This window comes from Pollutibacter soli, assembly GCA_029269725.1.
Taxonomy (GTDB): domain Bacteria; phylum Bacteroidota; class Bacteroidia; order Chitinophagales; family Chitinophagaceae; genus Pollutibacter; species Pollutibacter soli.
In genome coordinates this window covers 770,027-795,704 of the sequence record JARJHS010000002.1, presented here as the reverse complement: position 1 = coordinate 795,704, position 25,678 = coordinate 770,027, and the positions used below count along the sequence as shown (strand labels likewise).

General features: G+C 42.5%; 20 protein-coding genes. 15 read left to right on the top strand and 5 right to left on the bottom strand.

Going from position 1 to position 25,678, the window contains the following annotated elements:
* Nucleotides 1-108: 108 nt before the first annotated feature.
* On the bottom strand, nucleotides 109-3,456 hold the full coding sequence (locus P2W82_RS07885) for a vitamin B12-dependent ribonucleotide reductase (protein WP_336515315.1): 3,348 nt from the start codon (nucleotides 3,454-3,456) through the stop codon (nucleotides 109-111).
* Nucleotides 3,457-3,761: 305 nt separating this feature from the next.
* Between P2W82_RS07885 and P2W82_RS07880 the strand changes: the two genes are divergently transcribed.
* Nucleotides 3,762-4,493 (top strand): DUF2490 domain-containing protein, encoded by a 732-nt coding sequence (locus P2W82_RS07880; protein ID WP_336515314.1) that lies wholly within the window; start codon nucleotides 3,762-3,764, stop codon nucleotides 4,491-4,493.
* 176 nt (nucleotides 4,494-4,669) lie between these two features.
* Nucleotides 4,670-5,434 carry a phosphoglycerol geranylgeranyltransferase gene (locus P2W82_RS07875; RefSeq protein WP_336515313.1) on the top strand — a complete coding sequence of 255 codons (765 nt, stop codon included), beginning with the start codon at nucleotides 4,670-4,672 and terminating at the stop codon, nucleotides 5,432-5,434.
* 189 nt (nucleotides 5,435-5,623) lie between these two features.
* Here the strand turns inward: P2W82_RS07875 and P2W82_RS07870 are convergent, their stop codons facing one another.
* On the bottom strand, nucleotides 5,624-6,790 hold the full coding sequence (locus P2W82_RS07870; protein WP_336515312.1) for a hypothetical protein: 1,167 nt from the start codon (nucleotides 6,788-6,790) through the stop codon (nucleotides 5,624-5,626).
* 197 nt (nucleotides 6,791-6,987) lie between these two features.
* On the opposite strand from P2W82_RS07870, the gene P2W82_RS07865 reads away from it, so the two are divergent.
* Both P2W82_RS07865 and P2W82_RS07860 read left to right on the top strand, forming a co-directional pair.
* The gene (locus tag P2W82_RS07865) at nucleotides 6,988-8,280 is read left to right on the top strand and encodes a hypothetical protein (protein WP_336515311.1); all 1,293 of its coding nucleotides are present in this window, start codon (nucleotides 6,988-6,990) and stop codon (nucleotides 8,278-8,280) included.
* Between the two features lie 98 nt (nucleotides 8,281-8,378).
* The gene (locus tag P2W82_RS07860; protein WP_336515310.1) at nucleotides 8,379-9,002 is read left to right on the top strand and encodes a DUF502 domain-containing protein; all 624 of its coding nucleotides are present in this window, start codon (nucleotides 8,379-8,381) and stop codon (nucleotides 9,000-9,002) included.
* Between the two features lie 53 nt (nucleotides 9,003-9,055).
* Here P2W82_RS07860 and P2W82_RS07855 read toward each other — a convergent pair whose 3' ends face one another.
* Nucleotides 9,056-10,321 carry a M28 family peptidase gene (locus P2W82_RS07855; protein WP_336515309.1) on the bottom strand — a complete coding sequence of 422 codons (1,266 nt, stop codon included), beginning with the start codon at nucleotides 10,319-10,321 and terminating at the stop codon, nucleotides 9,056-9,058.
* Between the two features lie 394 nt (nucleotides 10,322-10,715).
* Between P2W82_RS07855 and P2W82_RS07850 the strand changes: the two genes are divergently transcribed.
* The 11 genes from P2W82_RS07850 (at nucleotide 10,716) to P2W82_RS07800 (ending at nucleotide 23,498) form a co-directional block, all read left to right on the top strand.
* Nucleotides 10,716-11,423, top strand: a complete 708-nt coding sequence (locus P2W82_RS07850; protein ID WP_336515308.1) for a GNAT family N-acetyltransferase — start codon at nucleotides 10,716-10,718, stop codon at nucleotides 11,421-11,423.
* 13 nt (nucleotides 11,424-11,436) lie between these two features.
* Entirely contained in the window at nucleotides 11,437-12,672 is a 1,236-nt protein-coding gene (locus tag P2W82_RS07845) for an argininosuccinate synthase (RefSeq protein ID WP_336515307.1), read from the top strand.
* Between the two features lie 159 nt (nucleotides 12,673-12,831).
* On the top strand, nucleotides 12,832-13,812 hold the full coding sequence (gene argC / locus P2W82_RS07840; protein WP_336515306.1) for an N-acetyl-gamma-glutamyl-phosphate reductase: 981 nt from the start codon (nucleotides 12,832-12,834) through the stop codon (nucleotides 13,810-13,812).
* 104 nt (nucleotides 13,813-13,916) lie between these two features.
* Nucleotides 13,917-14,276 carry a four helix bundle protein gene (locus tag P2W82_RS07835; RefSeq protein ID WP_336515305.1) on the top strand — a complete coding sequence of 120 codons (360 nt, stop codon included), beginning with the start codon at nucleotides 13,917-13,919 and terminating at the stop codon, nucleotides 14,274-14,276.
* 68 nt (nucleotides 14,277-14,344) lie between these two features.
* Entirely contained in the window at nucleotides 14,345-15,493 is a 1,149-nt protein-coding gene (locus P2W82_RS07830) for an aspartate aminotransferase family protein (RefSeq protein ID WP_336515304.1), read from the top strand.
* A gap of 9 nt (nucleotides 15,494-15,502) precedes the next feature.
* Complete coding sequence (locus P2W82_RS07825) at nucleotides 15,503-16,474, top strand: Rossmann-fold NAD(P)-binding domain-containing protein (protein WP_336515303.1); 972 nt, start codon at nucleotides 15,503-15,505, stop codon at nucleotides 16,472-16,474.
* Between the two features lie 5 nt (nucleotides 16,475-16,479).
* Nucleotides 16,480-17,268: an acetylglutamate kinase gene (argB, locus tag P2W82_RS07820; RefSeq protein WP_336515302.1), complete on the top strand. Its 789-nt coding sequence runs from the start codon at nucleotides 16,480-16,482 to the stop codon at nucleotides 17,266-17,268.
* A gap of 8 nt (nucleotides 17,269-17,276) precedes the next feature.
* A complete protein-coding gene (locus P2W82_RS07815; protein ID WP_336515301.1) occupies nucleotides 17,277-18,371 on the top strand; it encodes a M20 family metallo-hydrolase in 1,095 nt (364 codons plus the stop codon).
* Nucleotides 18,372-18,382: 11 nt separating this feature from the next.
* Nucleotides 18,383-19,684, top strand: coding sequence for an argininosuccinate lyase (gene argH, locus P2W82_RS07810; RefSeq protein WP_336515300.1), 1,302 nt, complete (start codon nucleotides 18,383-18,385; stop codon nucleotides 19,682-19,684).
* Nucleotides 19,685-19,788: 104 nt separating this feature from the next.
* Complete coding sequence (locus P2W82_RS07805; protein WP_336515299.1) at nucleotides 19,789-22,569, top strand: PQQ-dependent sugar dehydrogenase; 2,781 nt, start codon at nucleotides 19,789-19,791, stop codon at nucleotides 22,567-22,569.
* An 11-nt stretch (nucleotides 22,570-22,580) separates the two neighbouring features.
* Entirely contained in the window at nucleotides 22,581-23,498 is a 918-nt protein-coding gene (locus tag P2W82_RS07800) for a sugar phosphate isomerase/epimerase family protein (RefSeq protein WP_336515298.1), read from the top strand.
* Nucleotides 23,499-23,811: 313 nt separating this feature from the next.
* Here P2W82_RS07800 and P2W82_RS07795 read toward each other — a convergent pair whose 3' ends face one another.
* Together P2W82_RS07795 and P2W82_RS07790 are read right to left on the bottom strand one after the other, a co-directional pair.
* Nucleotides 23,812-24,549: a LytR/AlgR family response regulator transcription factor gene (locus P2W82_RS07795; RefSeq protein WP_336515297.1), complete on the bottom strand. Its 738-nt coding sequence runs from the start codon at nucleotides 24,547-24,549 to the stop codon at nucleotides 23,812-23,814.
* A gap of 23 nt (nucleotides 24,550-24,572) precedes the next feature.
* Nucleotides 24,573-25,622, bottom strand: a complete 1,050-nt coding sequence (locus tag P2W82_RS07790; RefSeq protein ID WP_336515296.1) for a sensor histidine kinase — start codon at nucleotides 25,620-25,622, stop codon at nucleotides 24,573-24,575.
* Nucleotides 25,623-25,678 lie beyond the last annotated feature (56 nt).

Below are 25,678 nucleotides of genomic sequence, written 5' to 3'. Positions count from 1 at the left end.
CTCCTGCCTCCCCACTCCTGCCTCCTGCCCTAAAAAGAAAGGTCACCCGCTTTCGCGAATGACCCTGGTTCATCAAAGTATTTCAACCGTCCGAACTTTGATTATCTTCTAGCTGCAACCCATACTGTTGCCGCAATTCATGCATTTATAACAGGTGCCGCTTCTTACTGTGATATGTCCGCAGGTATTGCATGAAGGCGCATCACTCTGCATGCTCTTCATATATTCCTGCGTGCTGTTCTCAGCTTTTACTGCTGCACGCTGTGGCTTTAAATTAGTCTGAATCGCACCTCCCGTTGGCGAAGGAATCACGCGCACATCTGAGAGCGCTGGTTTCTTACTATCATATTCCAGGCCAGGCACATCATCCCAATCATCAGTCCCCAGATTCATCACCTCCGGTTTGTCGAGTACATGCACGAGGTCAGTACGCCCGAGGTATTCATAAGCCAGGCAACGGAATACAAAGTCAACAAGAGAAGTAGTTGTCTTGATATTCGGGTGATCCACCATTCCAGAAGGTTCGAATTTGGTGAACACGAATTTCTCTACGAACTCTTCGAGAGGTACACCATACTGCAAACCAACGGAAACGGATATCGCAAAACAGTTCAGCAAGCTTCTGAGTGTTGAACCTTCTTTTGCTAGGTCGATAAAAATCTCTCCCAATGTACCATCAGTATACTCGCCTGTTCTGAGAAAGATCGCCTGGCCGTTCACCTTTGCTTTCTGTGTGAAACCTCTGCGTTTAGCCGGCAACGTTTTCCTTTCAACTATTCTTGACAGCTGTCGTTTCAGTTTTGTATCCGGAGACGCCTGCATGCGTTTCTGCAACTCTTCAAGCATTTCTTCAACTGTAAGTTTGCTTACATCAATCAATGGACTTGGAGTTGCGTCTTTCGCTGGTTCCTCTTCTTTTACTTTTTTATCGCTCTTATTGCTAAGGGGTTGACTCAGTTTGGAGCCATCACGATACAAAGCACATGCTTTCAGTCCCAGTTCCCAGCTCAGCATATAACAATCAGCTATTTCTTCTACAGAAGCTTCATTTGGAAGATTGATTGTTTTAGAGATTGCACCGCTGATGAAAGGCTGTGCCGCTGCCATCATGCGGATATGACCGTGCGCATGGATATAACGCTCCCCTTTCTTTCCGCATTTGTTTGCACAATCAAATACCGGATAATGCTCAGCTTTAAGGAATGGCGCACCTTCAACCGTCATGGTACCACACACATAGTCATTGGCAGCATCGATCTGTGCACCAGTGAAGCCCAATGCCTCGAGCATATTGAAATCAAAATTGAAATACTGCTCAGGCTTGAAACCAAGACGTTTCAAACACTCTTCACCCAGCGTATATACGTTAAAAACAAATCCGATTTCAAAAGCAGATTTAACCGCCTCATCAAGTTTCCTGATTTCATCTGCAATCAATCCTTTTTCGCTTAATGATTGATGATTGACATGCGGAGCACCTGCAAATGATGCAGAACCCACTGCATATTTAATGATCGCATCTTTTTCTTTTTCATTATAACCAAGGTTTTTCAGTGCCTGTGGTACGGATTGGTTGATGATCTTGAAATATCCACCACCAGAAAGTTTTTTGAATTTCACCAATGCGAAGTCAGGCTCAACACCGGTAGTATCGCAATCCATCACCAAACCGATGGTACCTGTTGGTGCAATTACTGTTGATTGTGCATTACGATAACCGTATTTCTCTCCCATCACAACAGCATCGTCCCATGCTTTGCAGGCTGCATTCAACAAATAGTCAGGGCAGTATTTTGCTTTGATACCCTGTGGATTGATGCTCAATCCTGAATATGCATCTTCAGCATCATATGCAGCGGCGCGATGGTTGCGCATTACCCGCAGCATATCTTCTTTATTCTCTTCGTACCTGTTGAAAGGACCAAGAATTTTTGCGATTTCTGCTGAAGTTTTATAAGAGACTCCTGTCATGATCGCGGTGATTGCGCCGGCAATTCCACGTGCTTCCTCGCTGTCGTAAGGGATCCCGCTCACCATCAGCATACTTCCCAGGTTGGCATAACCGAGCCCGAGCGTGCGATAATCATAACTCAGCTGTGCCACTTCTTTACTTGGGAACTGTGCCATCAATACGGATATTTCCAGCACGGTTGTCCACAACCTTACAGTATATTCAAATCCTTTTACATCGAAAGTGTTATTGTCTTCATTGAAGAACTTGCGAAGGTTTACCGATGCAAGGTTACACGCTGTGTTATCCAGGAACATGTACTCGCTACACGGGTTTGATGCCCTGATAGGTCCGCCTTTCGGACTGGTATGCCATTCATTAATGGTGGAATCATATTGTGTTCCGGGGTCAGCGCAACGCCATGCAGCATAAGCAATCTTATCCCATAATGCTTTCGCTGGAATTTTCTTCATCACATGCCCATCCATTCTTGCCCGCAGCTCCCAATCCTCACCATTTTTCAGTTTGTCGAAAAAGGAATTTGGAATACGTATAGAGTTGTTTGAGTTCTGTCCGCTTACTGTGCGGTATGCTTCACCTTCATAATCGCTTGGATAGCCTGCTGCGATCAGGGCACCCACTTTCTTCTCTTCTTCAACTTTCCAGTCGATGAAGTTTTCAATTTCAGGATGGTCGAGATCAAGGCAAACCATTTTTGCAGCGCGGCGGGTGGTACCCCCGCTTTTGATAGCACCTGCAGCACGGTCACCGATTTTGAGGAAGCTCATTAATCCTGAAGAAGTGCCGCCACCGCTCAGTTTTTCACCTTCGCCACGAACACTGGAGAAGTTAGTACCCACACCAGAACCATATTTGAAGATCCTCGCTTCACGAACCCAAAGGTCCATGATACCGCCTTCGTTCACGAGATCGTCGCTCACACTCAGGATAAAACAGGCGTGTGGCTGAGGACGTTCATAGGCCGAAGTAGATTTTTTCAGTTCGCCGTCTTTCTGATCTACATAATAGTGACCCTGTGGCTTACCGGTGATGCCATAGCTTTCATGCAAACCGGTATTGAACCATTGTGGAGAATTAGGAACGCAGGCCTGGTTCAGGATGCAATAAACCAGCTCTTCGTAAAAGATCTGTGCATCTTTTTCTGAAGCAAAATAGCCGTAACGCTCGCCCCATACTCTCCAGCAATTGGCCATACGATGCGCCACCTGCTTCACGGACGTTTCCCTGCCCTTACTGCCATCCGGCTGCGGAACACCTGCTTTGCGGAAATATTTTTGTGCAAGAATATCTGTGGCTATCTGGCTCCACTGCTTCGGCACTTCCACATTATTCATTTCAAACACGATTTCTCCGCTTGGATTGCGGATAACAGAAGTACGGTAATCGTATTCAAACAGGTCAAAAACATTCACTTCATCAGAAGTAAACTGACGTTTGAAACCTAACCCTTCTGCTCCATGGGTAGTAGTATTAACGGCAGACATGATAAAAAATAAGTTTATATATGGATTAATAATATTGTTTTCTTGCTCTCAGGTTTTTTTTGGCGGGAGAACGAAAATATTTTTCCTTATTGTTTTAACAAACCTGTAATTACTCACAGCATGTGGAAAACAGACCAAAACCCTTATAGAATGGGGAAAGATTGTTTTTACACAACTGAGGAAGAATTTTTTTTGGAATTGATATTAAAAAACAATAACAACAAATAGGTTGCCAGTCCTTCACGATACCTATTAATTTAAGATTATTTTTGTCGGTTTTAAATACTACTCAGAATAAAGGGATCATGATCGCAGGAAAAAAATGGATGCTCCTGGTATTAATAGTTTGTGCGTTTGTCACCGTAAAAGGACAATCAACAAAATTTTCAGGATGGTTTATGTTGATGAACACGAATAAAATTAACAAGCGATTCAGTACTCATTTTGATTTTCAGCTTCGTTCCGATGACCATTGGAAGAACACGGAAACGATCATTATACGACCGGGATTAAATTATCATTTGAATAACTCCATAATTGCCACTCTCGGCTATGCGTACAATTTAGCGTGGAGGCATATCGATGATGTACGCGGACCACTTGGCGAACACCGGATCTGGCAACAGCTTATTGTTCCGCAACATATCAATAAGTTGACGATCAACCATCGTTTCAGACTTGAAGAAAGATTTATACCAATTGCCGTAAAAGTGAACGATGAAATTGAAAAAGACGGATACAGGTATGTAACAAGATTCAGGTATTTTTTCAGATCAGTAATTCCGGTTCCGTTTAAAAAGAATTTCAGTAGCGGATTTTTTACTGCGATTCAGAATGAAATCATGTTCAATGTTACTGACGCAAATAACATCAACAATAAGTTCTTTGATCAGAATCGTTTTTATGCAGCTGCGGGATGGCGACTGCGAAAAGAACTTGATCTTGAAGCAGGATACATGAATCAGTTTGTTGAAGGCAGGGGTGAAACTTATGTTAACAATAACATTATTCAGCTGGCCATTTATCTTCGGTTATAACTGACTGTTTTGTTTGATTAAATAATTGAACCAGTCTGAGTGATAGGTGTTTATAGAAAAAAAAGAATATATTCAGGATTAGATCAACACATGATTAAAGAACCTGAAATCGTTGTTTTACGTAACTCAAATCGAAAAACTTTTTGCATTTTTGCAACAACGGTAACCGAAATCGAATGTCCCTAAAGACTTATTCTTCCATATCAGCCAGGAAAAAAAATGGTCAGAAATCTTTCGCCGTACTCATTGATCCTGATAAAGTAAATGAAGAGTCGATCGAAGAGATAACTTCAATGGCAGTTGATGCCAAAGTTGATTACCTGCTCGTTGGTGGAAGCCTGGTTGTTACCAATCACCTGGATGAAGTTGTTCAGCAGATTAAAAAAGAATGTGATCTCCCGGTAATTCTGTTTCCTGGCAGTCCTTCTCAGATCTCCCGATATGCAGATGCACTGTTGTATCTCTCTTTAATTTCCGGCCGTAACCCGGAATTGCTTATTGGTCAGCATGTAATTTCTGCTCCTTTTGTAAAACAAAGTGGACTTGAAATCATTTCCACCGGTTATATGGTTATCGATGGAGGCGCTCCTACCACGGTATCCTATATCAGTAATGCCAATCCCCTGCCGGCGGATAAAAATGAAATCGCCGTATGTACTGCCATGGCCGGGGAAATGCTGGGCATGAAACTGATTTATATGGATTCTGGCAGCGGTGCAAAACGTGCAGTATCTGAAAATATGATTGCCGCAGTAGCTGCGCGAGTCGAAGTTCCCATTGTTGTTGGCGGCGGGATCACTACTCCTGAAAAAGCATATCTTAATTGCAAAGCAGGCGCGGATATCATTGTTGTAGGTAACGCAATCGAAAAAGATCTCACGTTGATGAAGGAAATGAGCGATGCGATTCATTCAGGGCAGACAGTAGACAGTAGACGGTAGGGGCAATAGTAAAAGGCAATAGCCTGCCGGCCGGCAGGCAGAGCAATAGGAAACATCCGGCGTTGAAAGTTTAAGAAGATTGTCGCGGTATAAAAATCAAAAATCGTAGGGACGCCATGGATGGCGTCCCTACGATTTTGATAGAAGGCTGCCGGCCTGTGATTCCAGGCTGATCATATTGCCGGCATTCTACCAGTTATCGACTACTTCTATTCCTTCCAGATGCTCCAGTCTCGCCATAACTCCCCAGCCATAAAAATCATTGGAAATGCCGATGATCAGATCATTGTCCCCTTTTTGAAGTGGTAAGAGGAAACTGCTGTTTTCTATGGAAATCCTTCCATTCGGGCTTTTCCGCATATTCTGATAATAGATGTTTTTGTCTGTGTAAACAGGTCGCTGGTTCACAAAAACCCAGACTTCATCGCTGAAACCCAGTTTCATGGTTTGTACCTGGTTAAACTCTGACCTGATTTTCGCTGTAAGCCAGACATATTTTCGTTGACTGCTGAATCCGAATTTCCTGGACAAATTCACCAATCCCCGCCTTTCTGTTTGTACCTGATCCCAACCGGAATCTGTTTTGGGCAACATGAAAGCATTCAGTTCGTTCCCGTAATTGAGCGAGTCCGGCATAGAAACTTTCCAGTTCCTGATATACCGGGTATCATGTGCGGTAATATCTGCACCTGGCTTCGGTGAAAGACCTTCCGTTGCGCCAGGGGTCACAATGATATTTGCAAAAATAGCTTGTCCCGGGAAACCGGTGCCGATCCCAATCCGGCCATCGGAGGTATTTCCCTCCATGCACGGCACTTCCAACACCGGATCTGTATTGTTGTTTACATATACCTGCAATTGCTTTCCTGAAATGACCATCCTGACGTGGTTCCAGTCTTTTATTTTGATTTCTGCAGCGGTTTGAAATTCATGCTGCAAATCCCACAAGTTAACTCCCTTGATGATGCTCGCGTACTGCACTGCATCAAATGCGTTTCTTTTCCCCGCAACTCCTGTCCTCAGGTACACATGCTCGGTTTCATCTTTATCCTTCCAACGGAAATAAAGCGAAGGAAACGGCTGCGGTTGATTAACCTCCACATCAAATTCTATCGTACCATCAGAAAAGTTGAGATTTTTATAAAGCATGACACCGGATTTTTCATCCATCCTGATAGCAGCTACTCCGCGATGCTCGATAAAACTGACTCTTCCTTCCGCAAAGTCCCAGGCTTCCGCTTTTAAATTCAAACGGGTCGGAATCGGGACTGTGGATTTTACTCCGGTCTTTTTTGGTTGTCCGGAACTGATACCTGCGATCAGAAGAAAACAAAGCACAACGATCATCTTTTTCATAATCTTCTTTTTTAATTTTTTAATTGGCTGAGAACTGAGCCTGTCTGTATTGGCCAAACAACCTTTTTTCACAGCTTTAGCGCTGCTTTTTTGTTTTGTTGATTAGCTTTATGAAGATGATTTTCCGGATACGATAAAGCTGTTCAAACCCCTGCCAAGTTTGTACAAGTTTGAACCAGGCTTTTAAATGATCTGTAATGACTGACAAAAGGGAGGATGAAGCATTAAAAAACTGCCTTCTGCATATAGAGGACAGGTTACATCGTGGTCCGGGTTCCGGATGGACCAACTATGATTTTGAAAAACTGAGCTCGGAAATTGAAGAGAAAACAGGAGTACTTCTCAGCATAACCACTTTAAAAAGAATCTGGGGAAAAATCCGGTCTACGCACACGCCCACACAAACCACCCTTAATGCCCTCGCCCGTTTTCTTGATGCAAATGACTGGCGCGATTTTCTCAACCGCCAGACTTATCAAGCTGAAACTATCGAAATACCTGAACCGATTATCAAACCTGAAACTCTGCCCCAGGATCAGCGATCGAAAGGTTTCAGGCCTTCCTATGCGCTGATGATATTGTTATTCATATTTGGGATGGGCTTTTTGATTTTTTCCGGGCGCAAACAAAATGAAAACAGGATCGATGCTTCAAAATTTCAATTCAAAGCTGACAAGGTAGTTTCCAAAGGCGTTCCGAATTCTGTGGTGTTTACGTATGACGCCAGCGCATCAAAAACAGATTCCGTTTATATTGTACAGACCTGGGATATCCGAAGGAAAACACTTGTTTCAAAAAACAACACCAAACATTCCGCGATCTATTATTACCCTGGATTTTTCAATACAAAGCTCATCATCGACAGCGTGATTGTAAAATCGCACGACCTGCAGATCACCTCTGACGGATGGCTGGGTTTGGTGGAAAATGAAGGCATACCTATCTACTTTAAGAAAGAAGAGATACAGAAAAGCGAGGGTGTATCGATTGATTCAGCATTATTAAAAAAATATAATCTCACTTTACAACCTGTGCCACCAAGGATCCGCTTCTTTCACCAGGGCGATATGGGTGACCTGATGAATGATAATTTTGTTTTTGAAACGACCTTGCGCAACCGCTTTGATGATGGCAATAATGCCTGTCAGTTTATCCAGGTACTGATTCAATGTAAAGACGATATTATCATCATTCCGCTCTCTGCAAAAACATGTGCGGGTGATCTTTCCCTTTATGCAGCAGGAAAAGGGCTGGTTAGCAAAGAAGCGGATCTCACTGGCTTCGGAACTGATCTGAATGAGTGGACTACTCTCCGGGTAGAAACAGTTAATAAGAAAATGACATTTTTTGTTAACGGGAAACAAGCAGCTTCTTTCAATTTCCCTAACGAATCCACCGGAATTGTTGGTGTTCAATATCGCTTTAACGGAGCTGGTGATGTAAGATATGCATGGTTTGAAAACAAATCGGGAAAGCAGATACTGCAATAATTCAATACTCGATTGTGATTCTATTAAGTAATTTCTGATCCGGATTTTTTTGAAAACAACCTGAACCAGGTTTTATTAATTCAGAAAATTCATCTGTTATGAAAAAAGTTTTTGTAACGCTGCGCGACACTTTTATCGCAGGAATAATCTTCCTTTTGCCTCTCTTGGTACTGTTTGTTTTACTGACAAAAGTCTTCCAGTTTCTAACAGGCTTTACAAACAAAATTGCCGGACTTTTCGGACTGACAAAATTTGCAGGTATATCAGGTGGCACGATCGTGAGTACCATCGGGCTTATTATAGTTTGCTTGCTATGTGGATACCTGGTAAAAATTTCATTTTTCAGATCAGTAAGTAAGTGGGTCGATAAAAAAATGATGACGCATATTCCAGGATATTCGGTTTACAGGGAAATGGCCATGTCAAAACTGGAAGCGAGAGAAGAGACATTGCCCTATAAAACTGCATTGTGGCTGAAAAAAGACAATTTTCTACAACCCGGATTTCTTATGGATTATACCGACAATGGTAAATTGATCGTATTCATCCCCACAGCGGGTAATGTAAAAGAAGGTAACATTTTTACTGTTGACGATACGGACGTAATGCTTTCTGAAGAGAGTGATATGAAAGCATTCAAAAATGCTATCAGCAACCTTGGTATTGGCTTAAACAAAACACTCAGCAAAAAACAATCGTTAGATATAACGGTGCCGGTATAAAAAAAGCAGGAGTGACCTGATTACTCCTGCTCTTCTGTTTATTTCAATTTTTATTACTCAGGCAAACTCACTCTGGTTGGCGTAGCCTTGCCTGAACAAATGGCTTTACTGCTGATAGCAATGGCACGGATAATCTGTGTCATATTCTTCATATCCAGCGTTTCAAATTCATCATTTACTGTATGATAAAATTTTTCACTGTCCATTTTTGAGGTAGAGATGGTATGTGCCGGTACTCCGAGTCTCGCCAATGTCGCATTGTCCGAACGGTAAAAAAGATTCTGATCAGGATACGGATCCGGATGGAAAGTAAAATTGGATCCAACGAGATCTGCCTGCAATAATTGTCCAAAATCAGACTTTTCATACCCCGTGATGAAAGCGCTGTTCTTTCCCCATTTGCTGTCAGTTCCAATCATTTCAATGTTGAACATCGCCATGGTTTTCGCAGGATCCATTTGTCTTGAGAAATATGTCGCTCCGAATCCGCCGGATTCTTCCGCTGTGAATGCAACAAAAATCAATGTTCTTTCCTGCGGCCCGAGTTTTTTGAAATAAGATGCGAGCGTAATAACGGCCGTTGTTCCTGAAGCATCATCGTTCGCCCCATTAAAGATGGAATCATTTTCTACTGGTTTTCCAATGCCGAGATGATCGTAGTGTGCAGAAAAAATTACTACTTCATCAGCTTTACTTTTCCCGGGGATCATACCTGCAACATTGGCGTAAGCAATTTTCTTTACAGTTGATGTTGCTTCTGCCTGGAATCGGTAAACCGTTTCCTGTGAAAGAGCAACGATCACGTTACCGCCCCATCTTGAAGAACGAAAGCTTTTGAAACGATTAAAAATGCGGGAGAAAGAAGTATCAGCAATAAGTAAAACATTTCCTGAACTGTTGAACTCAGCAAAAACCTTTTGCCCGAAATTTTCACCAGCTTTAATGTATTTAATTTCAGCAGCGCCCGTTTCCCATTTGATATTTTCTTCACCGGCAAAAACCACAAACTCGCTGTTGTCGAGTTTTCTTCCATTGATTGTCAGTGACCTCGCGCTGGTCTCGGAACTGATCATATTAAAACGCTGGAGAAAATCGCTGTTGCCTTTCAAAGGTTGAAGCCCGGCCTTCTTGAACGCTGAAGCTATAAACGCAGCTGCTTTATCCATCGCTGGTGTGCCCGGGCGACGTCCCTGCATATCATCAGCAGAAAGGGTTTTGAGGACAGATGCCACCTGCTTTTCTTTTATCCATTGGTTGGGCTTCTGAGCAAATGTCGAAACTGTAGCGAAAGTCAAAAACAAAATCAGGAAAGACCGCATATTCAATTTTTTGGCAAAATAATGGAAACTCTCCCTTACCACTATATCGCAGATCAAAAGTTTAACTATAAACAATAAAAAAAATTGGCCAACTTATTGAAAAAAATACGTTTTTTGCATCGTAAATCTTTAGAGCCATTTACATCCAGACAGAAATGATTGAAAACCTGACAAATAGTTTCGCAGAGATGATCCCGACCTACGGGACCACGAAGCGTTGGGTTTTATCTGTTCTTCCCGGAACAGTTCCGTCTTTCCGCCCAAATCCCTTTTGGGTGCGACGTTGATCTCCTTTTACATAGGATCCGTTCATGCAGCGGGACTATGACTCCCCTGAGAAGGGCATCGTAACACCGGAATCACCGGGAATGGAATTTTCTTCAATTCAAGTAAAATGGACCAGCAACAAAAATTCAATTTATATATCGCAGATGAATCCCATTTTCATTTTGCGGAAACGATTGTAGAGGAAATGGCAGAGTCTGCCAAGGCCAGAGGAACAGGTATTGCCCGACGTAGTCCCGACTATATCCGCGACAAAATGCAGGAAGGCAAAGCAGTAATTGCGTTGACCGAGCAGGGCGAGTGGGCAGGATTTTGTTATATCGAAACCTGGAGCCACGGTGAATATGTGGCGAATTCAGGACTGATTGTTTCACCAAAGTTCAGAAAAGGCGGACTTGCCAAGGCAATCAAGAAACGCATTTTCCAGCTCAGCCGGGAAAAATATCCGGAAGCGAAAATTTTTGGTCTTACCACCGGCCTTGCCGTAATGAAGATCAATTCAGAGCTCGGTTACGAACCTGTTACCTATTCCGAGCTTACACAGGATGAGGCATTCTGGGCCGGCTGCAAAAGCTGCGTGAACTATGAGATCCTGATGAGCAAGGATCGCAAAAACTGTATGTGTACGGCGATGCTGTTCGACCCAAAAGATCACTATGAGCCTGCGGAAACGAAAGAGTTCTTCGATAAAAAATCGAAAGTGCTCGAGCGCCTGATGAATTTTAAACAATGGAAATTCCTGAGACCTTTCCTCAAAAGGGAAAATGGTTCGAAGAATATGGTGAGAGCGTTCATGAGTCATTTATTCAACTTATAGATTTAAATAAAGGATGGCAAAAAAAGTAGTTCTCGGATTCAGCGGAGGTCTTGATACTTCATACTGTGTCAAATACCTCACCGAAGACAAAGGATATGAAGTGCATAGTATCATCGTGAATACCGGCGGTTTCAGCGATGAGGAATTGAAGCAGATTGAGAAGCATGCATACGCACTTGGAGTAAACACACACACTACTGTCGATGCAGTAAAATCTTATTACGATCGCATTATCCGTTTTCTGATCTACGGGAACGTACTTAAAAACAATACCTATCCTTTAAGCGTAAGTGCAGAAAGACTTAGCCAGGCACTGCATATCGCAGAGCATGTACAAAAGCTGAATGCAGATGCGGTTGCACATGGAAGTACCGGGGCGGGTAACGACCAGGTTCGTTTTGATATGGTTTTTCATATCATGATTCCGGGTGTTGAGATCATCACCCCGATCCGCGATCTTAAACTGAGCCGCGAAGAAGAAATTGCGTACCTGAAAGGCAAAGGCGTTTCAATGAATTTTGACAAAGCTCTGTACTCTGTTAATAAAGGCCTCTGGGGTACCAGTGTGGGTGGTAAGGAAACACTTTCATCCAGGGGGATGTTGCCGGAATCGGCATGGCCTACACAGGTAACCGCAACTGGCACAGAAGAGGTAGCACTGGGTTTTGAAAAAGGTGAACTAGTTTCAGTGAACGACAAAAAATTTGATCATCCATCTTCCGCCATACAGTATCTGCAAACCATTGCCGGACCGTATGGTGTGGGGAGAGATATTCATGTCGGCGATACCATCATCGGTATTAAAGGACGTGTGGGTTTTGAAGCAGCGGCACCGATGATTATTCTGAAAGCGCATCATGCATTGGAAAAACATGTGCTTACCAAATGGCAGTTGCAATGGAAAGATACGCTTGCTCAGTTCTATGGTAACTGGCTGCATGAAGGCCAGATCCTCGATCCTGTGATGCGTGATATTGAGGCTTTCCTCGAACACTCACAGTCAACCGTAACCGGAAAAGCGTTTGTGCAGTTACATCCTTACTATTTCCAGGTAAACGGAATTGAATCAGTGCATGATCTGATGAGCAGCAGGTTTGGAAAGTACGGCGAAATGAATTCGGGCTTTACCGGAAATGATGTTCGTGGCTTCAGTCGTATTTTTGGCAACCAGACGGGGATATGGAACCAGGTGAATGAGACAGAAGGCAGGAGGCAGGAGGCAGAAGAAACAGCCTGGCAAAACCGTTGAAGGGGTCGATGCAAACAATGTTTGTGGTTTAATTAGATATTCAAGAGTGAGCATTTTAAACAGGTTGGAACTATAAACTAATAACTGGCTGTTCCTATTGCCTTCTTACTATTGCCTATTGCCTAAGAAACACACTGAATTAAAATAAAACTCAAATAAATGGCCGGTAAAATAAAAGCAGGGATTATTGGAGGTGCTGGGTACACAGGAGGAGAACTAATCCGTCTTTTACTTAATCATCCTGAAGCTGAGCTGTCTTTTGTACATAGTAAGAGCAATGAAGGAAATTATCTTCATCATGTTCACCAGGACCTGCTGGGAGATACCAATTTGAAATTTACAGGTAAACTTGGTGAAGCTGATGTATTGTTTCTTTGTCTTGGTCATGGCGAAGCAAGAAAATTTCTTGAGAACAATACCATCGATCCTGCCGTAAGTATTATTGATTTGTCGCAGGATTTTCGTTTGGAAGACAGTTCATCTTTTGGCGATCGTCATTTTATTTACGGTCTTCCTGAGCTTAATCGCGACAATATCCGCAAAGCAAAAAATATTGCCAACCCGGGTTGTTTTGCAACAGCAATTCAGCTTGGCTTGCTTCCACTTGCAAAAAATGGTTTGCTGGATGAAATACATACTACCGGCATAACTGGGTCAACTGGTGCGGGGCAGGGTCTTTCACAGACATCTCATTTCAGCTGGCGTGCGAATAATGTGCAGGCATACAAAACACTGAACCATCAACACCTTCGTGAAATTGGTGAATCACTTCGTCAGCTGCGTCCCGGACACAATATGATTTTGAATTTCATTCCCTGGCGCGGCGATTTCACGCGTGGCATTTTCATCAGCTCGCAGATCCATTGTGAAGAAAAAGAATCGACGATGAACGAGCTCTACGAAAATTTTTACGAAGGACATCCATTCACCATCTTAGGATCCGAACCTATATTTCTGAAACAGGTGATCAACACCAATAAGTGTATTATTCAACTGGAAAAAGTGGGAAGCAAACTGGTGGTGCATTCTATCATCGACAACCTTTTGAAAGGCGCCTCCGGACAAGCAGTGCAGAATATGAATCTGATGTTTGGGTTTGATGAGTGTGCGGGGCTTAAACTGAAGGCGGCAGCATTTTGAGGTTGAACGTAAAACGTTAAACGTTGAACGCAAAACCTGATTAAATGCTTGTTACCGGCTAACACGTAAAGTTTTTTTTAATTGCATACCAATTTCGAGCGAGTATGCAAAGTTACATGAGGCTGGAGGTGTGGAAAAAATCGCATCAATTCGTTTTGGATGTATATGAAGTAACTAAGGCGTATCCCAAAGAAGAACTATTTGCTCTTACCAGGCAAATTCGAAAGGCTGCCTTTTCGATCCCAGCGAACATTGCCGAGGGAACGGGGAAAAAGTCAATTAAAGATTTTTCAAATTTTCTAAGGATAAGCCTTGGTTCTGCCCATGAATGCGAATATTACGTTTTGTTGTCAAAAGACCTTTCCTACATAAATGGAATACAGTTTAGTGAACTCAATAATGACATTAACCGGATTAAAGCGATGCTGATTAGATTTCTTAAAAGACTTTCCGAATTCGAATAAGAATACTGAACAGGAACGGCCTGCGTTCAACGTTCCACGTTTAATGTTAAATCCAAAAACATTGCACAATGAATCTCTTCGACGTTTACCCCCTCAACAACATCACCATAACAAAAGCCAAAGGCTCATGGGTATGGGATGAAAATGACAATGAATACCTGGATCTGTATGGTGGTCATGCGGTGATAAGTATTGGTCATACGCATCCGCATTATGTGAAGCGTATAACGGACCAGTTGAATAAGGTTGGGTTTTATAGTAATTCTATTCATATTCCATTACAGGAAGAACTGGCGAATTTGCTGGGAGAGGTTTCGGGTAAAAAAGATTACCAGTTATTCCTGATCAATTCCGGAGCGGAAGCGAATGAAAATGCTTTAAAGCTGGCTTCTTTTCATACAGGGAGAAAAAAAGTGATAGCATTTAAAAAAGCATTTCACGGGAGAACATCACTTGCGGTGGCTGCGACTGATAATCCCTCATTATGGGCACCGGTCAATCAGACCGACAATATCATCTTTCTCCCTTTTAATGACAGCGAAGCACTCGAAGCATGTTTCAAAGAACAGGGTGATAAAATTGCAGCTGTTATTATTGAGGGCATCCAGGGCGTTGGCGGCATCAATGTAGCAAGCATTGACTTCCTTCAACATATTCGCAGACTTTGTGATCAATATGGAAGTGTGTACATCGCCGATAGTGTGCAGTGTGGTTATGGACGAAGCGGGAAATTCTTTAGTCATGATTTTGCCGGGGTGAATGCCGATATTTATTCCATGGCGAAAGGCATGGGCAATGGTTTTCCTGTTGCGGGTATTATTATCGCGCCGCACATCAAATCAAAACATTTTATGCTGGGAACAACGTTCGGTGGAAATCACCTGGCCTGTGCAGCTGCGATTGCCGTACTTGAAGTGATTCAGTCGGAAAATCTGGTGAGTAATTCGGAAAAAAGAGGTGTTGAAATTATGAAGCGTTTGAAAGAATTTCCCGAATTGAAAAATGTTCGTGGTCGTGGCCTGATGATCGGTTTTGATGTCCCGGAATCAAATGCATCACTCAAAAAAAATCTGTTATTCCGCGAACGGATATTTACAGGGGAAGCCAAACCCAATGTGATCCGCCTGCTGCCCTCAATGGCAATTGGCGATAAAGAGATCAACAGGTTTTTTGAAGCTGTACAGCAGGAGTTATCTATACCGCAACCAACGCACTAGTCAATACACATGAGAAAATTTATTTCTGTTGATGATGTTGCCGATATCAATGCACTGGTCGGCAAGGCACTTGATTTTAAAAAGGAACCCTGGAAAGACCAGGCTGTCGGAAAACACAAAAGGATAGGCTGCCTGTTTCTGAATCCGAGTATGCGTACACGATTGAGTACACAGGTGGCAGCGCAACAGTTGGGAATGGAGTCGATTGTGTTTAATGTTGGACAGGAAGGATGGGCACTGGAATTTGAAGATGAAGCCATCATGAGCGGAAACAAGGTGGAGCATGTAAAAGATGCTGCACCGATTTTCGGAAAGTACTTTGATATACTTGCTATTCGTACATTCCCTTCGCTTCAGAATAAAGCAGATGATTACAGTGAATTGTACATTAACCAGTTTATTAAATATGCGGGAATTCCGGTTCTGAGTCTTGAAAGTGCAACACTGCATCCATTGCAGAGTCTGACCGATGTAATCACAATAAAAGAAAGCCTGAACGCAAATCCGTTACCGGGAAAAAAGAAACCGAAGATAGTATTGAGCTGGGCGCCGCATGTAAAAGCTTTGCCGCAATGTGTTGCAAATAGTTTTTCGCAATGGATCAATGCATGGGGCGAAGCAGATTTTGTGATCACGCATCCCGAGGACTATGAACTGGATGAAAAATTCACCAAAGGCGCAACAATCATTCATGAGCAGGATGCAGCATTGAAAGATGCTGATTTTGTTTATGTAAAAAACTGGAGTACGTATGCTGATTACGGAAAAATTTATACAAATGATCCAGGCTGGATGTTGACACAGGAAAAATTGTCTGTGACAAATAATGCGAAAGTGATGCATTGTCTTCCCGTTCGTCGCAATGTCGAACTCAGTGACGAAGTACTAGACGGACCGAACAGTATTGTAACACAGGAAGCAGGTAATCGCGTCTGGGCAGCACAGGCAGTTTTGTCAGAAATGCTAAAATCAATCAGGTAACCGGAATGCAGGAACTCTATATTGTAAAAGTGGGAGGAAATATCATAGATGATGAAGCAAAGCTTTCGCATTTTTTGCAATCATTCGCTTCCTTGAAAGCAAAGAAGATCCTGGTACATGGCGGTGGCAAACTCGCCACAAGAATTGCTGAAGCACTCGCCATTCCTCAGCAAATGGTGGATGGCCGAAGAATTACAGATGTTGAGACTTTAAAAGTGGTGACGATGGTATATGCCGGTTATATCAATAAAAATATCGTTGCACAATTACAAGGTATGCAGGTTTCATCCATCGGTCTTTGCGGACCTGATGCAAATATTATTCTCGCACACAAGCGGGAAAATACAAATATCGATTATGGCTATGCCGGCGATATCGATGAAATTAATGTTGATGCACTTAGCAGTCTACTGGAACAGAATCTGAATCTAGTAATTGCCCCTATATCGCATAACGGAAAAGGACAACTGCTGAATACCAATGCTGATACAATAGCATCAGAGATTGCACGTTCGATGAGTAAAAATTATAAAGTCAGCCTGATTTATTCCTTTGAAAAAGCAGGTGTATTGCTGGATGTAGCTGACGAATCTTCCAGGATACCTGCGATTAATCCCGTATACTACCGCGAACTGAAATCAGAAAATAAAATTTTTGCAGGCATGATACCTAAACTGGATAACGCATTTAAAGCGTTGGACCAGGGTGTACATGAGGTAATTATCGGACCTGCTGAAAAACTGCATGAACTTGTTTCCGGTAAAGCAGGAACAAAAATCACGGCAGGAAATTAAATATCAGTATGGCATTATCGGTGAGTTTATATGAAAGTGCGAAAGGATTGCTTAAAGAGTTGATATCAACACCATCCTTCAGCCGCGAAGAAGATCAGACAGCAGGCGTTATAACGCGTTTTCTTGCATTACAGAGAATTGAACATGCGCGCACTGACAACAATGTGTATGCCTTCAATAAATATTTCGATCCTGCAAAACCAACTATACTTTTAAACTCACATCACGATACGGTAAAGCCAGCAAAAGGTTATACGCTTGACCCTTTCACGCCAATTGAAAAGGATGGAAAATTATTTGGTCTCGGCAGTAACGATGCCGGTGGCCCATTGGTGTCGCTTATAGCCAGCTTTGTACATTTTTATGACAGGCCTGACCTGAAATATAACCTGATTTTAGCAGCCACTGCAGAAGAAGAAATTTCCGGAAGCAATGGCGTTGAAGCACTGTTGCAGAAACCTTTTTTCCTCGAAAAACTGGAAGGAAAACAAATTGATGCTGCGATTGTGGGCGAACCTACTTTGATGCAGATGGCTGTAGCGGAAAGAGGATTGCTGGTGATAGATGCTATCGCACATGGTAAAGCCGGACACGCGGCACGCAATGAGGGTATCAATGCCATCAGTATTGCATTAAAAGACATTGAATGGATTAATGGATATCAGTTTTCGAAAGTCTCTCCATTGCTTGATAAGGTAAAGATGAGCGTAACGGTTATTGAGACAGAGAACAAAGCACACAATGTAGTACCGTCAACATGCAGATTTGTAATCGACACACGCGTTAACGAATTGTATTCTTTTGATGAGATTCTGAATACATTAACGAAAAATCTGCAATCAGAAATCCAGCCTCGAAGTACACGACTAAAATCAACGGCCATTGCACTTGAACATCCGTTGGTAAAAGCGGGAATCGAATTAGGAAGAAGTTATTATGGGTCTCCTACTACATCGGATAAAGCCCTTATGGATTTTCCTGCGCTCAAAATGGGGCCAGGTGATTCTGCAAGAAGTCATACAGCGGATGAGTTTATTTTTCTAACAGAAATTGAAGAAGGAATTGACTTGTATATTCGGCTCTTATCAAAACTGATGAATTAAAACCGGTGTCAATGAAACTCTGGAACAAAGAAAATACAGAAACAGCTGCACTCATCGAAGACTTTACTGTTGGCAGGGACAAAGAATTTGATATCGTGCTTGCGCCTTTTGATGTACTGGGTTCTATCGCTCATGTTACCATGCTGGGAGAAACAGGCCTGATGCCAAAAGAAGATGCTACAAAAGCGGTGGCCGAATTGAATAATATTCTCTCTGAAATAAAAGGCGGATCGTTCAGCATTGACGAAGGAGTTGAAGATATCCATTCACAGGTAGAATTTACCTTAACACAACGTATAGGCGAAATTGGAAAGATGATTCACAGTGGCAGGAGCAGGAACGACCAGGTGGCTGTCGACATCAAACTCTATTTGCGTTCAGAGATCAAAAATCTTAAATCCGGAACATTGGGTTTGTTTGATTTGCTTATTCAGCAAAGCAACAAATTCAAACACATTCTCATTCCCGGATATACTCATCTGCAAATAGCGATGCCATCATCAGCAGGCCTATGGCTGGGTGCTTACGCTGAAAGTCTGGTTGACGACATGGAAATGCTGGCTGCAGCATGGGCAGTTGCTGACAAAAATCCATTGGGTAGCGGCGCAGGATATGGCTCCTCTTTCCCACTCCACCGTGAACGTACCACCGAAATTCTAGGCTTCTCTACACTCAATTGGAATTCAGTATATGCCCAGATGAGCCGTGGCAAAACAGAGAAACTATTATCTATGGCCATGGCCTCGATAGCCGCAACATTGAGCAGGCTGTCCATGGACTCCTGTCTTTATCTCAGTCAGAATTTCGGGTTCATTAGTTTTCCTGAACAACTGACGACCGGCAGCAGCATCATGCCTCATAAAAAAAATCCTGACGTATTTGAACTCATACGTGCCAAATGCAACCGGATCCAGTCCATTCCCAATGAACTCACCCTGCTCATCAATAATCTGCCTTCCGGGTATCACCGTGATATGCAGCTGACAAAGGAAATTCTATTCCCCGCAATTGAAGAACTGAAGTCCTGTATACAATTGATGATCCTCATGCTTTCTCAGATCAGCTTCAGGGAGAATATATTACAGGAAGAAAAATATAAGTACATATTTAGCGTCGAAGCAGTAAATGAGCTGGTAAATAAAAATATCCCGTTCAGGCAGGCCTACCTGGAAGTAGGCAATACAATCAATAAAGGCGAGTTTCAATTTGATGCCAGTCAACCTTTGAACCATACGCATGCGGGGAGTTTGGGAAATCTGTCCAACGAGAAAATTCAGGCAGAAATGGCCAAAGCGGCGAATAAAATCGACTGAACTCGCTTAATTTTATCAGCTTTCGTCTCAATCCATCCGGGATTGGTCGATTCATTTTTCCCGGTCTTTTTAAACAAACTAGATTTAACAAAACGATTAACCGTATGACTTCTTCTCGTGTCGTGATGATCCGGAAATCCGGGTTTATTGCATTTGTGATGCTTGCCATTGCCCTCCCTTTAACATGGTTCGGATTTACTCTCCAAAAGGATCCGGCAGAAGATGTGAAGCCTGATGACAACCGTTTCACAAAAACTATTCTTGCTGAAAAATTCAACGAGCCAATGGCGATGACTTATCTCCCCGGCAGTAAAGTGCTTATCGTTGAAAGAAAAGGCGGAGTAAAAATGTATGACCCTAAATCGGATACTGTTAAGCTGGTCACCACTCTCGCAGTAAACACGCAATACACCAACAGGAAAGGACAAAAGCGTGAAGCAGAAGAAGGTCTGATGGGTGTTATTGCTCATCCGAAATACAAAGACAATAATTGGATCTATATGTACTATGCAGATCCTGATGATAAGAAACACGTACTGGCGAGATGGGAACTCGTTAATGATAAACTTGTTGAGTCATCAAAAAAAGTGATGCTGGAAGTACCCACACAGCGTGAAGAATGTTGTCATACAGGTGGTGGAATGGCATGGGATCCCCAGGGTAATTTGTATCTGACTATTGGCAACAATACTGTAAACCCACAATCAGGTACAAGCAATCTGAATGAAATGCCTGAAATGGAAAACTCAGATGATCAGCGTACTGCGGGAAACACCAACGACTTGCGAGGAAAGATCCTTCGCATTCATCCGGAAAACGATGGAACTTATACCATCCCGGAAGGAAATCTTTTCCCTAAGGGCACTGATAAAACAAAACCTGAAATCTATACCATGGGGCATCGTAATCCATGGCGCCCAAGCATCGATTCAAAAACAGGTTACCTGTATTGGGGAGAAGTTGGACCTGATGCATCAAACGATACAGAACTGGGCCCTCGTGGATATGATGAATTCAATCAGGCAAAAAAAGCAGGAAATTTCGGCTGGCCTTATTTCCAGGGTGATAATCTTCCTTATAACGACTACGACTATGCGACAAAAAAAACAGGTGCACCATTTGATCCTGCGAAGCCGGTAAATGATTCAAGAAACAACACGGGACTCAGAGAATTGCCACCAGCTCAAAAGGCATTCATCTGGTATCCCTATGGAATGTCAGAAAAATTTCCACTGGTCGGAAGCTCAGGTAGAAGCGCTACTGGCGGCCCGGTATATCATCGCTCAGATTTTCCTGATGCTGTAAGACCCTTCCCTTCTTATTATGAAAACAAATGGCTGATCGTAGAATTCATGCGCGGTTGGATAATGGCTGTAAGTTTTGATGAGAATGGTGATTATAAATCGATGGAAAGATTTCTTCCAAACGAGAACTTCAGCAGCGCCATTGATATGAGTTTTTCTCCGGATGGTGACCTCTATGTACTTGAATATGGAACTGCATGGTTCCGCGGAAACGATAATGCGCGATTGGTGAAAATCAGTTACCAGGCTGGTAACAGAAATCCAGTTGCAAAGATTTCTGCAGTAAAAACAAAAGGAGCTGTGCCAATGAAATTGCAGCTCAGTCCCGATCAGTCAACAGATGCAGACGGTGATTCACTGAACTATTCCTGGAAAATTACCGGTACCGGCTACTCGAAAACTTTCGCCCAGAAAAAACCGTCAGTTACTCTTGACAAACCAGGAAATTACAAAGTGACACTTACTGCTACAGATCCAAATGGTGGCTCTGCGTCAGAAACCATCACGGTACTTGCGGGTAACGAAGAACCTGATGTTAAATTCAAAATTATCAATGGAAACGAGACTTTCTATTTTCCAAAAGATACCATCAAATACCAGGTACAGGTAAAAGATAAAGAAGATGGTTCACTTGCTGGTGGCCAGATTAAACCATCACAGGTTGCAGTGACTATTGATTATTTACCGATCGGTTATGATCTCATTGAATCCTCACAAACGCATCGCAATGCCGATGTTCAGGCCTTCACTTCAACAGGACAAATACTGATCACACAAAATGATTGTAAAGCTTGTCACACGATGGACAAAAAATCTATCGGGCCATCCTATCAACAGATTGCTCAGAAATACAAAGGCAAACCTGAAATGGCAGACAAACTGGCATCCAAAGTCATCAATGGTGGTGTTGGTGTTTGGGGTGATCATGCAATGAGCGCGCACCCCAGCTTGTCAAAAAATGATGCGAAGTATATAGTTGAATATATTCTCAGCCTGGCTGAAAAGAAAACCTTCACATCACTGCCAACAAAAGGAAATTATCCTGTCGTATATCCGGATGGCGCAAAAGACAAAGGAACATTTGTAGTGCGTGCGGCATACCGCGATCGCGGCAAAGGAACAACACCTGCTATCATTGGTGAAGAGGTTCACATACTTCGTTTCCCGACTCTTGATCCAGAAAAAGCAGAATTTAAAAAAGGTGTGAGTCTGCAAACAACATTGTTCCGGGCAACTTATATGCAGGGCGATTCTGCCTATATCGGTTACCGGGATATCGACCTTACTAATATTGGTCAGCTGGTTATTGCGGTGTCAGCTGCTCCAAGGATCAACGCAGCTGGTGGTATCATTGAAGTAAGACTCGGTTCGCCAACAGGGCAGTTGCTCGCAACATCTTCGCCTGTGGCTGTACAGGAAAAACGCGAATCAAAAACTGTAGACATTCCTGCGACAACTGGAAAACATGATCTCTATTTTGTTTTCAGAAATGATAAAGCAGTTCAGGGTCAATACCTGATGCAGGTTTCATCAATTGAATTCAAGCAGTCGAAAACCGTGGCTATGGTCACAAAAAATTAATTACAGGTTATATGTTTAGAAGAGAATTTATTCGCAACGCTGGTATTGCAACTGTTGGTGGCTTAATGCTTCCGGGATTGAATTCATTGCAGGCATTACCAAAAGCGACAAAATATAAATATGGTGTTCAGCTGTTTACATTTTTTACCACGATCGACCAGGATGTAGAAGGAACGCTTAAGAAAATTGCAGATCTCGGATATACAGAAATTGAATCTGCGTTTAGCCGTAAAGGTGGATATTATGGGAAAACAGCGAAAGAATTTGCGGCTATGCTGAAAGCCATGGGCATGACATGGAAATCGCATCATGTAACAGGAATGCCTTTCAAAATGCCGGCAAATGCAAAGCCACCGGTAGATGCAAATGGTAATCCCATTACAATTCCTCCAATAAAAAATTTGCAGGACGATACCGATGTATTGGTGAAAGAACTTTCCGAAGCCGGAGTTCCATACCTTGTATGCGCCAGTACACCGGTAAAAACGGCAGAAGAGATAAAACAATCGAAAGAGATATTGCGGAAATCAGGAGAAGCAGCAAAAAAAGCAGGCATTACACTTTGTTTCCACAATCATGAAGCAGAGTTCAAATCAGTGGATGGCGTAACACCTTATGATGAATTTCTCTCGATCTCTCCGGATATTCTCAAGTTTGAACTGGATCTTGCCTGGGCATCGAAAGCAGGAGCGAATCCTGTTGAACTATTCAAAAAACATAAAGGTCGTTTCCCTCTTTGGCATGTAAAAGATATTGACGCGAGTGGCAAGCCCTGTGCGCTCGGCCAGGGCACGATTGATTTCAAACCAATTTTCGCAGCTGCAAAAGAAGCAGGATTAAAACAATTTTTTGTCGAGCACGATATGCCTTCAGATGCATTTGCAAGTTTAACAACAAGTAAATTCTATCTTGATAAATTATTAGGTTAAGGCAGGACGACAAACTGCTTGTCATAAAAGAGGCTGGCGTGGATATCGCCGGCTTTTTAATTAGGTTATAAGTTGTAGGTATTAAGTGGTAGGTCAACTGTTGCAAGAACAGTTTTCATTTCTGACTATTGCAGACATTCATAAACACGGTGCCCGACATCTGAATAATAAAAGAAGCCAGCGAGATTTTTCGCTGGCTTCTTTTCATCTATCAGTAAAAGTTGAGCATTTCTAAAAAATCAAATAACTGCTTTTTATCAAGCTGATTTGTGCGTCAGCACTTCTTACCTTTTACTTCATATTTCTCACTTCCTCAAAGACTCATCATCTCCTTAAACTTCACCGCCTGTCTCCTGCTCACTTCGATCTTTTCACCTCCTTTGATTTCGAGAAGTAAACCTCCATTAAAATAAGGTTCTACCTTTTCAATCATACGAAGGTTCACAATATGTTTTCTGTTAGCACGGAAAAAGATTTTTTCATCCAGGCGTTCTTCCAGCGCATTAAGTGATTTAAGAATTAATGGCTTGTTGGTGCCGAAAAATACTTTGGCGTAATTACCAACCGATTCAAATAACCTTATATCAGTAAGTTTTACAAACCAGCAACGTTCCCCATCTTTTACAAATACCTGGTCGTACTCACCTAGCGGACCCCGGGCAACATGTTGTACTTCATCTTCATCACCTTCCTTTTCATCCACATGCTCCAGTTTCTGAATCGCATCAGACAGACGTTTCGGTTCAACCGGCTTCAATAAATAGTCGAGCGCATTTACTTCGAAAGCTCTCAAAGCATATTCATCATAAGCAGTAGTGAAAATAACGTGAGGTGCACGCTCCAGTTCTGCAAGCATTTCAAATCCTGTTTTTCCCGGCATCTGTATATCAAGAAAAATAAGATCAGGATTAAACTCATCAATTCGTTGTATTCCTTCAGAAGCATTTGCCGCTTCAGCAACTACTTCAATTTCCGGATAGTCGGATAACAGTTTTTTCAGCTCATTGCGGGCCAGTCGCTCATCGTCGATGATAACCGCTTTCTTGACCATGTTCATGATATTACCTTGAATTGTTATTGTACGGGGATACTCACTTTCGCCTCGACCAGGTTATCGGTGGTATCGTGGATCTCAAACCTTGCATTATTACCAAACAGTAAACCGAGGCGGCTTGCTGTACTGTGTAAACCAAAACCACTCTTATTCATTCCGCCATTCAGCTTTCCTGTATTTTGCACGATCAGTTCATGATTCTTTCCACGGAAATCAGAAATGATTTTTACTATTCCCCCATTTTCATATTTGCTGATGCCATGTTTGATGGCATTCTCCACAAGCGTCTGCAGCATCATCGGAGGTACAGGCTGACTAAGTGTATCCTCATCAATTTCATACTGTACCTTCAACCTGTCTTCAAACCTGATATGTTCGAGAGCGAGATAATCTTTTACAATATTCAACTCTCTTTCCAATGGAACAGTCTCCTGGTTTTCCGACTGCATACTGCTGCGAAGAATATTGCTCAGCTCAGTTATTGCATCACGCGCTCTCGCAGGGTTTTCATCAATCAATGCGCGAATACTATTCAGAGCGTTGAAAATGAAGTGCGGATTGATATGTGATTTGATCGTTTTTAATTCGAGCTCTTTCACCAGCGCCTGCAGCTTTAAAGTATCAAACTGCTGACTTCTTGATTTATCGATATAATGATAAATAAAGTAAATACAGTTCCACATGAACAGGTAAACGAAAGCATAAAAAGAATGACTGATCACCATTTCGGTAGCGGTCAGTTCTTTTTCCTGTTCGATCAGAATATCAAAACTGCTCGTGAGAAGTGTATCAAGAAAACCAACTACGGCGGCAAAAAAAAGCGTGATCAACAGGAATCCGACCACCTGTTCGTTCAACGAACGTTGAAGGATACGGGTACGCTTGATCACATCGCGCATGATATGGGAGAAAATCAGGCCTATTCCCACAAACGTAATGAGCCTCCCGATAAAGTCCGTGTTATACCTGTCGAAGGTAATGGCGAAGAAGGTGTTTACAATGATAAACATCCCCCATCCTATTGCCTGAAAAATCCAGTAACTGGGTATTCTGTTCAGGAATCCTGGCATTGCTTAAGCTTGTACATCGGTCAAATCTAATATTTTACCTGCCTTAAGTTAAGCCT